Origin of the sequence: Alteribacillus sp. JSM 102045 (assembly GCF_041949975.1) — a bacterium.
Lineage (GTDB): Bacteria > Bacillota > Bacilli > Bacillales > Marinococcaceae > Alteribacillus.
In genome coordinates, this window is sequence record NZ_JBHFQG010000060.1 from 1 (window position 1) to 11459 (window position 11459).

At 36.9% G+C, this 11459-nt stretch carries 15 protein-coding genes and 3 pseudogenes; 5 read left to right on the plus strand and 13 right to left on the minus strand.

What is annotated here, in order from left to right; all coding sequences use genetic code 11:
• Positions 1–167, plus strand: a 167-nt coding sequence (locus tag ACE1TI_RS20880; RefSeq protein WP_375009468.1) for a PLP-dependent transferase, incomplete at its 5' end; no start/stop codon positions are given.
• On the opposite strand, the pseudogene ACE1TI_RS20890 reads toward ACE1TI_RS20880, so the two are convergent.
• The 4 genes and pseudogenes from ACE1TI_RS20890 to ACE1TI_RS20905 all read right to left on the minus strand — a co-directional run.
• Positions 165–490, minus strand: a pseudogene (locus ACE1TI_RS20890) (IS110 family transposase); the annotation flags it as partial. The gene ACE1TI_RS20880 and the pseudogene ACE1TI_RS20890 overlap by 3 nt on opposite strands.
• 831 nt (positions 491–1321) lie before the next feature.
• Positions 1322–1462 (minus strand): annotated as a pseudogene (locus ACE1TI_RS20895) (IS481 family transposase); the annotation flags it as partial.
• A 297-nt stretch (positions 1463–1759) separates the two neighbouring features.
• Entirely contained in the window at positions 1760–2350 is a 591-nt protein-coding gene (locus ACE1TI_RS20900) for an ATPase (protein ID WP_375009455.1), read from the minus strand.
• Entirely contained in the window at positions 2350–2541 is a 192-nt protein-coding gene (locus ACE1TI_RS20905) for a hypothetical protein (RefSeq protein WP_375009456.1), read from the minus strand. The genes ACE1TI_RS20900 and ACE1TI_RS20905 overlap by 1 nt, the downstream gene beginning before the upstream one ends.
• 568 nt (positions 2542–3109) lie before the next feature.
• On the opposite strand from ACE1TI_RS20905, the gene ACE1TI_RS20910 reads away from it, so the two are divergent.
• Genes ACE1TI_RS20910 through ACE1TI_RS20925 form a run of 4 tightly spaced genes read left to right on the plus strand, consistent with a single transcriptional unit; the run spans position 3110 to position 4645 of the window.
• Positions 3110–3523 (plus strand): hypothetical protein, encoded by a 414-nt coding sequence (locus ACE1TI_RS20910; protein WP_375009457.1) that lies wholly within the window; start codon positions 3110–3112, stop codon positions 3521–3523.
• Positions 3524–3569: 46 nt separating this feature from the next.
• Positions 3570–3797, plus strand: coding sequence for a spore coat associated protein CotJA (locus tag ACE1TI_RS20915; protein ID WP_375009458.1), 228 nt, complete (start codon positions 3570–3572; stop codon positions 3795–3797).
• On the plus strand, positions 3794–4060 hold the full coding sequence (locus tag ACE1TI_RS20920) for a spore coat protein CotJB (RefSeq protein WP_375009459.1): 267 nt from the start codon (positions 3794–3796) through the stop codon (positions 4058–4060). Before ACE1TI_RS20915 ends, ACE1TI_RS20920 begins: the two co-directional genes overlap by 4 nt.
• 15 nt (positions 4061–4075) lie before the next feature.
• Entirely contained in the window at positions 4076–4645 is a 570-nt protein-coding gene (locus ACE1TI_RS20925; RefSeq protein ID WP_375009460.1) for a manganese catalase family protein, read from the plus strand.
• 266 nt (positions 4646–4911) lie between these two features.
• On the opposite strand, the pseudogene ACE1TI_RS20930 reads toward ACE1TI_RS20925, so the two are convergent.
• The 9 genes and pseudogenes from ACE1TI_RS20930 to spoVAE all read right to left on the minus strand — a co-directional run.
• Positions 4912–5288 (minus strand): annotated as a pseudogene (locus ACE1TI_RS20930) (transposase); the annotation flags it as partial.
• A gap of 140 nt (positions 5289–5428) precedes the next feature.
• Entirely contained in the window at positions 5429–6007 is a 579-nt protein-coding gene (locus ACE1TI_RS20935; RefSeq protein WP_375009461.1) for a class I SAM-dependent methyltransferase, read from the minus strand.
• A 629-nt stretch (positions 6008–6636) separates the two neighbouring features.
• Positions 6637–8085 (minus strand): cardiolipin synthase, encoded by a 1449-nt coding sequence (cls, locus tag ACE1TI_RS20940; RefSeq protein WP_375009462.1) that lies wholly within the window; start codon positions 8083–8085, stop codon positions 6637–6639.
• Between the two features lie 394 nt (positions 8086–8479).
• Positions 8480–8899 (minus strand): lysophospholipid acyltransferase family protein, encoded by a 420-nt coding sequence (locus ACE1TI_RS20945; protein WP_375009463.1) that lies wholly within the window; start codon positions 8897–8899, stop codon positions 8480–8482.
• 219 nt (positions 8900–9118) lie between these two features.
• Positions 9119–9463 (minus strand): DUF421 domain-containing protein, encoded by a 345-nt coding sequence (locus tag ACE1TI_RS20950; protein ID WP_375009464.1) that lies wholly within the window; start codon positions 9461–9463, stop codon positions 9119–9121.
• On the minus strand, positions 9367–9774 hold the full coding sequence (locus tag ACE1TI_RS20955; RefSeq protein ID WP_375009470.1) for a DUF421 domain-containing protein: 408 nt from the start codon (positions 9772–9774) through the stop codon (positions 9367–9369). Before ACE1TI_RS20955 ends, ACE1TI_RS20950 begins: the two co-directional genes overlap by 97 nt.
• Before the next feature lie 186 nt (positions 9775–9960).
• The gene (locus ACE1TI_RS20960; protein WP_375009465.1) at positions 9961–10821 is read right to left on the minus strand and encodes a DUF421 domain-containing protein; all 861 of its coding nucleotides are present in this window, start codon (positions 10819–10821) and stop codon (positions 9961–9963) included.
• A 38-nt stretch (positions 10822–10859) separates the two neighbouring features.
• A complete protein-coding gene (locus ACE1TI_RS20965; protein ID WP_375009466.1) occupies positions 10860–11066 on the minus strand; it encodes a DUF1657 domain-containing protein in 207 nt (68 codons plus the stop codon).
• Between the two features lie 13 nt (positions 11067–11079).
• Entirely contained in the window at positions 11080–11430 is a 351-nt protein-coding gene (spoVAE, locus tag ACE1TI_RS20970) for a stage V sporulation protein AE (RefSeq protein ID WP_375009467.1), read from the minus strand.
• Positions 11431–11459 lie beyond the last annotated feature (29 nt).

The following is an 11459-nucleotide window of genomic DNA, read 5'->3' on the forward strand; positions in this document are numbered from 1 at the left end:
CAGTGGGGCCGGCGCGTACGACCAGTCATGTAGAAAATACTCCTGAAGAAAGAGCTTCACTTGGTATTCCGGAAAGTTTAGTCCGCTATTCTGTGGGAATAGAAGATACACAAGATTTAATTAAAGATCTTGAACAAGCAATGGCAAAAATTCCAACAACTATGTAAATGAAAGGCATCGATCGCATCTGTTTTTGCTTTCCTTAAACTCGCCTTTTTTGCTTCATAGGAAAGAACAGGATTGACTAAATAGTAAACAATTTGATGGTCCTGTAAGAACTGTAAAACAGGTTCATGATAATGTCCTCAAAAACGACTACCGGAGGTAGACCTGCAGCTTCTTCTACCTCTTGATAAAACCGATAAAAGTCATGCAATCCCAATACGTTATGATCAAAAACAAAACTTTTCTTGTAAGGCTTTTTCTTCTGTAAAAAGGCTTGTACTTGGCTTTTTCCTTGTGCGACATCCAGGCCAATGACTGGATCCATTTGTTATCACGTCCCCTTCATTTAATTAGCCGGTAGCCCCTATTCCTATCTTGTAGTTTCATAGCTTCGCTTGTTATGCGGGATCTGCGTCCCAACCAGCCTCAAACATGTTTCTACAAGGAGGGGGTGGACAGTATTACGGACGGGATCAATGTCCCACGGGCGCAAACGTCCTACCCCGGCTACCTACAGAATAAAACCTATAAAAAATAGGTCAACCAGAAAATATAAATTAACTGGCTGACCTTATAATACGAACGGGTGCATTTCTGGAGCAAGAAATGCGCTCTTCTTAATGAATTGGGCCATATTCTGGAGTAACTTATTGTTCAAAAGGAAGAAATTTGAAACAATTGTTTTTAAGTATAAGGGGCTGGGTTATTTAGGATGATTGATAAAGGAATACGATGGGAGGAAATTTAGTGTTTTAACTATTTTTTGGGTTTTTGGCTATAATCATTACCATTATTTCTATAGAGCTGAAGGAAAATAAACGAACAAAACGAAAAAAGAATTGAGTTATTAAAAAAACAAATAAAAGAGAAGCAATGTATTGGCTGACGCGGACCGGCGCGTCGTCTGCCCGCATTTACTACGAAAGACACGGCGGTGTCAACTCGCTCGACCCCGATCTTCGGGTCGATGTCCCATCAGCAATCACTATGTATCCCCGCGACATCGAGAAGTGTCCGCGCACCTGGGCACAGGAGCGGTACCGACAGATCGTCCGGTGGAGGTCGCCTGAAACCGGGGGACATTTCCCGTCGCTGGAGGTTCCAGATGATTATTTCGTCAAGGATCTACAAGAAGGCCTCGCGGCAGTACTGGCCGCTAGCGGTAGTTGGTCATGACGTTGTCGACGCTGGCGTGAAGGTGTGAGACCGGGGGCTGATCGCCGCAGGCGGTGTGAGGCCGATGTTGGTTGTAGTGGTGAACCGAGACCCGGGCGGTTTCTCGGCGTCCGTTCTCGCTGGTGTCTCTCTGGGGTACAGTTTTATAAGACGTTCGAGATTCGTCCTCCCAGAACCATGCGCACGGAAAGCGGGTCATTAAAGTGACAGAGTCAGATGAAAATTGGTTTAAAGATTTATTAATTGGTTCATTTTTACTTGTGTTTATTTTTCTGTGCATTTATTTAATACAGATGTAATCAATATAGCCTTGCTACTGCCGGATAAGACGTGCCATCTTATCCGGCAGTAGCATATATGTATTTAAATGCTTTTGAAACTTCTGTGTTGGAGAGGTTCACATAGTATTCCAATATCGTTATTTCTTTTTTAATTGTTCTGCAACAGGGAGGGCCCATTGGGGAAGAGGAGATACTTCAAAGTTAATGACACTATCATTTATTTCCATAATAATTTTACCGTCGTCTTCACTGTTATCAATCAAAACAAGGTTGTCAATCATTGAAGCATATTCGTACAGATTTCTAAAAGATGTGGTATTTCTCCTCATGATATCTTCAGTTGGAATATCATGGCCACCATTTTTAACTCTCATTGCGACCCTCTCAATATTTTGGTTTACATAACGAAGAGCAACATAAAACATGGTTACCTCGTAACCCATCTCTTTTGCATGCTGCATCTGCCTTATGGCATTTTTCCCCGCAAGTGTGGTTTCAATGGAAAAGTCTTTTCCCTCTTCCATGTACTTTTTAACTGATTGAATAACTTCCTTGCCAGCAGAGACGCGCTTAGTTTCTGGATTTTTTGAGTCAATTCTTCGCGCAATGGAGTCTGGATCAATATTTATATCCACGCCCATTTTATCTATGATTAAATTGCGGAAAGTACTTTTTCCACTCCCATTATTCCCAGCAAATACAAAGAATATTGGTTGGTGTGTATGCATTAGGATTCACCTTTATTAAAGGGAACTATATTTCCGTTTGGATATTCTTTTACGAGTTTCCCGTTTTTTTCATACACAATATACGTATTATTAACCTTCGCATCAATTCGTGCTCGCTCACCTGTCATCTTTGCCCATTTTCCAACCCAAGCATATTTTCTTCTCGGATCGCTGTTTTGATTTTTTAACATATGGAGTACCCACCCTTAACCAGTCTATTATATTCATTAGTGCGAGCATACTGGCAGTTTTAAATATACGATTATTTAATCTATATTGTACTTAAAAACTTCTAAAAAACCAATGGTCTTTAAATTTTGTAAATTCCGAAGAATACCTCTTGCATTAAATGACGATAAAAATATGTATATGGGTCATCCAATACTATTGGTATGAAACGAACTTTGGATGTTATGCCATTTCCTATCTCCTCCTCCCTTCCTGTTCCACTGTACAAAAGTACATTGAATCACTTTCAGTTATATTAGTGGGCGTTTTTTTTCAGCAACAAAAAGTCTCCCGAAAGAGAGAAGAGAGGGCTTAAAACAAAAAAATGACCGTTTATTATTTTTTATATACCAAATAACGTATATCATAGTTGAAACTTCAATAAGAAAAAAACGAATGATATAAAGAAATTCAAGTGTAATGTAAAGAGTTCATCTTTGGAACTGTCACTATGAAGATTTGTGACGGTCTTTTTTTTAAAAGTTCATATACATAAAGTATCCAGTGAATCAGTTTTTAGGAGGATTATTTATGTCTGTACAAACATCCAAGCAATCTGCCCAAACAAGAGGACTTGGTAATAAAAGAGTTGCACGAATCCCCGTTTCAATACCGTTTATACGATTTTTAAAACAGCAGAGTATATCACTTATTATTTCTTTATCATTTCTAATGCTTTTTATAGTCATTATTCCTCTTTATTATTTAGAGCCAGAAATAAATAGTTTCATAGAAGCATTCTGGAGCGGCCTGCTTTCTTTACTTTTCTTTGGCAGATCTAATTTTGAGCCGTCAACGATGGCGGGAAACATTATTTTAGTACTTCTTAGTATAATGGGAGTAGTGCTTTACGGATTGGTGATCAGCACCATTTTTGATGTTATTTTTCAATCAAAATATACGCAGGCGTTATTACAAAGATGGAAAAAACATTCTAAAAAGTAAAGTAGACTCATAGGATACGGTAAAACGGATAAAGGCAGGTATCAGCATGAAAGAGTTTACTCAGCGAAAGTTTTACCATCCTTATGTTAGTCCGTTTGATCCTTGTCCGCCCATCAGGGTAAAGTCTTATGACACTCCTCCTCAGCTTTATCTAGGCTTTCAGCCTCCCGGTCTTCCGCAGTATAAGCCCCAGCAGGCGTTATTTTGCGGAACACTTTGGCCTGTTTTATTTTCTCCGTACGAAAAATCCTATACCCGGGGGGATGAAACATGAGCCAAAAGCAGCTTCCAAAGGAATTTTATCCATTGATGGAGGAATTACAGGCCGTTGATTTTGTATTAGTGGAGCTAACTTTATATTTGGATACACATCCAAATGATACAGCTGCTATTCAGCAATTTAACGAGACGGCGTATTACCGTCATCAACTGGTACCGCAAATCGAACAATATTACGGACCACTTCAGCAATTCGGAAACAGTTACAGTGGTTTTCCTTGGAACTGGAACCAATCACCATGGCCGTGGCAGCTATAGAAGAGGAGGCTGTTTATGTGGATTTATGAAAAAAAACTGCAGTATCCAGTTCGGGTGAGTACTTGTAATCCGATGCTGGCCAGATTTTTAATTGAGCAGTATGGCGGAGCGGATGGAGAACTTTCTGCTGCTCTTCGTTATTTAAATCAGCGTTATTCTATACCAGATGAAGTGATTGGTTTACTTACTGATATTGGAACAGAAGAATTGGCTCATTTAGAAATGATTGCAACAATGGTATATAAACTGACAAAAGATGCTACCCCGGATCAAATGAAAGCAGCGGGACTCGGTGATCACTATGCAAACCATGATAATGCTCTTTACTATCAAAATGCATCGGGAGTGCCGTGGACGGCTTCTTATGTCCAGGCGAAAGGGGACCCGATTGCTGATTTATATGAGGATATAGCGGCAGAGGAAAAAGCACGTGCAACATATCAATGGATTATTGATATGTCAGATGATCCGGATTTAAATGACGGTTTGAAATTCTTAAGAGAACGTGAGGTTGTTCATTCACAGCGCTTTAGGGAAGCAGTGGAAATATTAAAAGAAGAAAGAGATAAAAAGAAATTTTTCTAATAAAAAAAGCAGACAAATCAACGGTTGTCTGCTTTTTTATATTTTAGGGGAGTTTAATTTTTGTAAAGGGTTAAAGTATAGAAAATAAGGCTTCCGCAATAAGAACTCTGTGGCAAGCCGAGTTTTTCTAATTGGTTTTATTAGGAATGACTTTAAAAATTTGTTAATTGCAGAATACGGTCATCCTTATTATCTGGGTTCCCGCGGCTGTCTCTAAAAATATCTCTGATAAGAGTTGTCAGTTCTTCATCCTGGTCATCACGGAGTTTCGCTTCATAATAATACGTACTTCTTGGAATTTGCAGGACGTCGCACATTGCTGATACCGAATATTTGTGACGGTTATTCCGGATCACATCTACTTTCGTCCCATGATCAGCGCGGCCTGCTTTAAAATATCATTCTCCATGGCAAGTTTTTGGTTCTCTTTCCGTAGTCGAATCAGTTCTTCTTGTTCAGGAGTGCGGTTGTCTTTCTCTTCAAAGGACCCACTCGTCTGGGATTGACGAACCCACTTATCAAAGGCAGAAGGCGTCAGCTCGTATTCTTTGATAATTTCGGCTCTTGGCTTCCCGGAAGCATGCAGCTGGACAATTTGTTCTTTGAATTCTTTCGTAAAGCTTCTTCTTGCTCGTCTGGTCATATTTATTCTCCTCAGCGTTTATTCGATCTAAGTCTATATGACCTTAACGAATTTGTCCAACTAAGTGTAGCCTATCCAATCAGAAGTTATCTCTTAAAAGGTAAAATGCATCTTCTTAAAGTCAAAAACACAAGGAAAACTTATAGTAAGGCTGTAAAATACAGTTCATTATAAAAAAAGCATTTTTTAAATTTTTTTATCACATTGCATCGAAAATTTTCAGTGGTAAAGTAATTGAGATAATCCTTTTCACTTCGAATGTAATCACCTTTATCATTATACTTCATGAACCAATTGCTAATCGGGGATTTTTCAAAAAAGCAAGGCTCTATCACGACAATCTTGCCTTGCGGTTTTAAAATTCTTTTGAACTCCTTGATATAAAAAAGGATCGTTTCTGAAGGAATATGGTGCAATACAGCGACGATTAAAATAAAATCAAAGCTATTGTTCTCCGCCGGAAGTTCATTCCCCTTAAAGGCCTTAAAACGATATTGGTTATACTTGCGTTTGGCAAAGTCGATTCTGCGCGAATCCGGGTCAATCCCAAGGTAATGAACAGGTGAACATAAGGTACAGTTAGCCCCGGTACCAGCTCCAAAATCCAGTACTTTTTTATCTGTAAAATTAAAGTGTTGTTGAATATTATTTTGAATATATACTTTTGTTATCCATTTTGGCCGAATAAACGAGTGGTAAATTGTAGGTGATAATTGCAATTAGAAGCACCTGCACTTTTTAGGAATTGTTCTCCATATCCTTAGAGAATTGTAACTAATGTGGCTTATCATCAATTTCGGTTTTATTATGTTCTAATAAACGAGGTGATACACTGGAAGTGTGAGGAAAGGATTGAAAAAAAACAGAGAGGAGATATGGGTATGAAAAAGCTATCTTTTTATAGGAAGTAAGCATTCGATACCTTGTTTGCTGTATCATGTTTAAGAAATGCATTTTATGGCAGTATATTTTTTGAATATCACTACGCTTTACATGGAGTGGCGGACGAGTTATGCTTGCTGCTGCTTTTGCCATTTTAATTTATCCGCAGTGGATCTATGTTAAGCGACAAACTGTTTATGAATAATCCCTGTATAGAACTAATAAATATACTGACCGATTGGTACATTAGTTAAATGCCAAAAAAATGTATCAATTGTTTCGGCTTGAACACCTATCCCCCTCGATCTGAAGTCTTTTCTTTTTTCAATAAATACCCGTAAAAAAGCGTACTAGGTCAGGAATAATAATAGCTAAGGTTCTTTTCCTTGTTTTTGGATAATCTATCAAAAAGATCCATTTTATGAAAATGTGTTTTTTAAATTTTCAGGACAGCATCCGTTTACTTTTATAAGAGAGGAGATAATAACCTGGATATTGATTCTTTAAAGCGTACCCATAGTGGGAATTGTTGATACTGGTCAAGAGTGAGTTCCCTAGATATTTTTACATCCTCTTCAAATGTTTTTGTCAGTCTTTGAGCAAATTTTTCATTATAAAGAAAGGCATTAACCTCAAAATCTAATTTGAAGCTTCTTATATCAATATTTGCTGTTCCAACAGATGATATTTTTCCATCAACAATAATGATTTTAGCATGAATAAAACCATTGTCGTATATATAGACTGTTGCCCCAGCCTTAAGTAATTCACCAATATAGGATAGAGTTGCCCAATATACAAATATGTGATCCGGTTTATTAGGAATCATAATTTTAACCTCAACGCCAGAAAAACATGCAATTCGAAGGATTTCCAATAAAATTGTATCTGGAACAAAATAAGGCGTTTGGATGAGAACAGACTTTTTTGCTAATGAGATCATTTTAATATATCCATTTTTAATATATTCCCATTCAGAATCAGGACCACTTGTAACAATTTGAATGCCAACATCTCCTTGAGAAATAGCTTCTGGAAAATGATTTGAGATATAGATATTTTTGTGATAATAGGACGCCTGATTCCAATCAAGAATAAAACGAGTCTGAAGCGAATGAACAGCTGTGCCCTGTATCCTTAAATGTGTATCTCGCCAATATCCAAGTTTGGGATCTTGCCCAAGGTATTCATTGCCGATGTTAAATCCGCCTACATAACCGACTTTTCCATCAATAATAACTAACTTACGATGATTTCGGTAATTTAACCGTAGATTGATGAGACGGAATTTGGAAGGAAAAAAAGCTTCCACTTCACCACCAGATTCACGAAGTTTTTGAAAAAAATGTTTGGTTAATCTCCACGAACCCAAATCATCATATAAAACCCGTACTCTAACCCCTTCTTTTGCTTTCTTTGTTAAAACTTCTATAAGTTTTTTACCAAGTTGATCTTTTTTGATGATAAAATATTGTAAATGAATATGGACCTTTGCCCCTTCGATATCTTTAAATAACCTGTCAAACTTTTCTTGACCATCAATAAATAATTCAACCGAATTATCTTCAGTTAAGACAGCACTACTGTTCATTAAATGCATGTATATTAAATCTCTACTTTCTCTTACAGCTTGATTATGAAATTGTAAATGAGGGGACCTAAGTTGTGACAATTGAGTTCCTAACGTTTTTTCGGTTCCAATCTTTTTACGGTCCTCCCATTGAAAGAGGTAATAACGTCTAAGATTTTGTCCGCAAAGAAGATACAAGATAAATCCAAGCAAAGGAATAAAAAATAAAACCAATAACCAAGCCCATGAGGAACCAATATCTCGTCTTTCCCGAAAAATAACAATAATTGCAAAAAAAATATTTAATACAATAGTTAGCCAGGGCAATAAGGAAGTAATATCCATCATGAAATCCTCACTAAAAACGTTTCACTTTCGTTACGTTTATTTTTTATAAGACCTTTAATATTGGCTGAATTCTTTTAGTTATTTTATTTCTAGTCTTTTTCCTTTGTAGTTTTTCTTCTGACTTGTTCAAGTTCCAAATAATTGAACGATTGAAATTATAATTCGGCTCCATGTTTTCTATATCAATTTCACTTCCTTTTATTTTTTCATCGTAAATGATGGCGGTAAGGAACGCACCGCTAAAAACGATAAAAGACTGTTTATCACACATTATTAAAAACAAATTTTAATTAGTTAGTCATTCATTGAATGCTTTTTTTCTAACTCTTTAATCCTGTTCATAACATATCGTGAAAGAGATGAGTAATCTGTTATGTCTAAATGACCAACATTAATTTGTGGTCCAATCACAACCTTTATAGGTGTTCGAATCCCTTTTTTCACTCCAATAATGGCAATTGGAAGAATAGGGGGTATTCGTTTTACATGCGATAAAAGCTACTCCTTTTTTAGGCTGAACCAATTCTCCATTTTTACACCTTTTTCCCTCTGGAAAAATACCAGAAACTTCCCCACTGTTAATAATTCTTAAAGCTTGGCGTACAGGACGAATAACAATTTTACTTTGACGATCAACTGAAATCACATAAACAGCGGTAAAAAACCATTTTAAAAAACGATTACGAAATAATTCGGCTTTTGCCATAAAGTGAATGTTTCGTTTCATCACACAAGATAGAAGTAGGGGGTCGTAATTACTGATATGGTTCGCAGCTACAATCAGTGCGTTTTGAGTAGGGACGTGTTCCAAGCCGACGATTTCAATTCGAAATTTTAACTGGATGAATAGTTTTAGGACTGGTTTTAATAACGACTAAAGCATTTTTGTGTTGCACATCCCAATATTTATCTTTTGTAAATCACTATATAACCTTGCTAAGATTTGTGAAAATTTTTATGTTTTAAATGATCACTTGGAGACATTACCATTTGATTATCCGTTATCTCGCTATAAACTTACAACCTAAGGTTACCCTTTTCCCTCATCCACTATTAAAGAATGATTGGTATCTCTTACCGAAGCGTAAAAAATGTTGTTCCATGTTGTAAAACCTGCTGCTTTGATTTCATTTATTAACCATTGTTGGTCTTTATGAATTAATTTTAAATTTTCATGTTGAATGTTCCCTTCAACGATGACAGGAATAGGAAATCCCCGATACTCCATTTCATGACCTAACATTTTAGGCGTTGCTGGCAATTCCTCCTCTTTTGGCATTACACTAATATCCCCATTGGGTTCAAGAATCGCATATTGAATGTTTTGTATATCTGGATAGCCTTTGCTTCTAATGCTTGACAATAATTCAGACAAAGAAAAATGATTTTTTTTAGATTTGATTTGATCAGTTTCCCATGTTTAATTAAGATAGTAGGTTCTCCGATTATAAATCGATTCAGTTGATTGTAAAGGCTTAACTTCGAAAGGGAAACATGCACGAAAACCACGATTGCGATCCCTATTAATGCTTGGGTGATCCCTTCCACTTTAACCGGGGCCATAGCGATAGCAACAATAAAAAATATAGCTGTTAAGTCATGGGGTGTAAATTGAGCTAATGCTGACTTTCCCATAAATCGAACAACAGTAATGGATACGACAAATAATAAAAGTAACATACCCATAAATGAAAGCATACTACCACCTCTGTTTCATAATGGGAGAAGTAGTGTCCCATTCTCGATGATCGGCATTCCAAATTTTATTTTACAAACACTTTCTCTGATCATTATTAAGACGTAAAAAATGTAAAAAAGTATACAAACTAATCTTGATTTTCCCCAGACACTGACTCCCTAAGAGTTACCTTTTTATTCTCTTAACAGAGGACTTACTTTGTCGATGGCTTTTTGGAGTTTTTCACTATTTTTGCTATACATCTGTTTTGCTTCTTTTTCTTTTGTTGCAAGAGCAAACAGTTCTAAATCCGCCTGGCATTTTTTCATAGTTGCGAGTATTAACGGCTTCTCTACGGGTTCAGCCACTTTAAGTTTATCATCGAAAAGATCTACAGATAACTGTCCAAAGGAATCTACCTGTCCGAGAAAAACGTTTTCGATTGTCACGCCCAACTTTTCTAATTCGGTTTTTAACCAATTTCGATTTTGACCAATAGTTGACAATGGTTCATCTAAAATTTCACCATCCATGATGACGGTCTGTGGTTCCTTAAAGGAAGGAACTTTTACTCCAAAATCTTCTGCTGTTAAAGGTTGTTTCTCTTTCTTTAATAACACATTTAATTCCCCATTTGCTTCTAACACAGCAAATTCTACATCGGAAATTTGAAAGACATTTTTTGTTCGTAGTAACTGCATCAGTTCATCAATGGTGTACTTCTCCTTTTTTAAATTTTCTTCCATTACTTTCCCATTTTTAATAAAAACGGTTCCTTTCCCTTCAATAACATCCCGGAATTTTTTGCTTTTCAATGAAATAAAACCTGCCACAAACGGGGATACACCAAAAATTATCATACCTATAATCCCATGCATAACCTTAAGATCAGGATTCATTATGACCTCTGACGCTATACTACCAATCGTAAAGCCACTAATATATTCAAAAAAGGAAAGTTGGGAAAGTTGCTTTTTTCCTACTATTTTAGTGAGTATAAAAAGGGTAACTAAAAAGATGAACGACCGGACAACAATATCGAACCATTCTGGCACTGCATACCCTCCTTTTTATGATAAAATGTTCAACTAGTCTAAAAACCTTTATATTGATCTTCTTCCAGCTCCAGTTGGCCAACTCTTTTTTTCAAGTCTTTTATGATTTCCTCCATGGTTGTCACCGTTTCTTGGAAGATTTGTTTTGCTTCCTCATCCTCTGTCCGTAACTCTAAACTAGATAAACTACCTTTCACGTTCTTAATACTGGAAAGGCATTGTTTTACATCCGAACCTACCGTCATGAAGTCTTCCTCCTTATCCTTTTGGTTTAAAAAGTAATGCTCCGATCATTCCAAAGATAATAGCAGCCGAAATCCCCGAACTTGTTACTTCGAACATCCCGGTAACAACACCGACCAATCCATGCTGTTCGGCTTCCGCCATTGCACCGTGTACAAGAGAATTTCCGAAGCTTGAGATCGGCACCGAAGCTCCCGCTCCCGCAAACGCGATAAGAGGTTCGTATAGACCAAGCCCATCGAGAATGGCACCGGCAACCACAAAGGTGACTAATGTATGGGCCGGTGTTAATTTAAAAACATCGAACATAATTTGGCCTATCACACAAATTAATCCGCCCACCACAAAAGCCCAAAAAAATATCATGTCTCTAAATCACCTCCATATTCAATTGA

Bases quoted from the DNA above. Each gene is read 5' to 3' on its own strand.
- ACE1TI_RS20900 (WP_375009455.1), bottom strand. From the start codon at position 2,350: ATGCATACACACCAACCAATATTCTTTGTATTTGCTGGGAATAATGGG.
- ACE1TI_RS20965 (WP_375009466.1), bottom strand. From the start codon at position 11,066: ATGACGGTAGGTTCGGATGTAAAACAATGCCTTTCCAGTATTAAGAAC.
- ACE1TI_RS20920 (WP_375009459.1), top strand. From the start codon at position 3,794: ATGAGCCAAAAGCAGCTTCCAAAGGAATTTTATCCATTGATGGAGGAA.
- ACE1TI_RS20955 (WP_375009470.1), bottom strand. From the start codon at position 9,774: ATGGGTATGTTACTTTTATTATTTGTCGTATCCATTACTGTTGTTCGA.
- ACE1TI_RS20910 (WP_375009457.1), top strand. From the start codon at position 3,110: ATGTCTGTACAAACATCCAAGCAATCTGCCCAAACAAGAGGACTTGGT.
- ACE1TI_RS20905 (WP_375009456.1), bottom strand. From the start codon at position 2,541: ATGTTAAAAAATCAAAACAGCGATCCGAGAAGAAAATATGCTTGGGTT.
- cls (WP_375009462.1), bottom strand. From the start codon at position 8,085: ATGGATATTACTTCCTTATTGCCCTGGCTAACTATTGTATTAAATATT.
- spoVAE (WP_375009467.1), bottom strand. From the start codon at position 11,430: ATGATATTTTTTTGGGCTTTTGTGGTGGGCGGATTAATTTGTGTGATA.
- ACE1TI_RS20915 (WP_375009458.1), top strand. From the start codon at position 3,570: ATGAAAGAGTTTACTCAGCGAAAGTTTTACCATCCTTATGTTAGTCCG.
- ACE1TI_RS20925 (WP_375009460.1), top strand. From the start codon at position 4,076: ATGTGGATTTATGAAAAAAAACTGCAGTATCCAGTTCGGGTGAGTACT.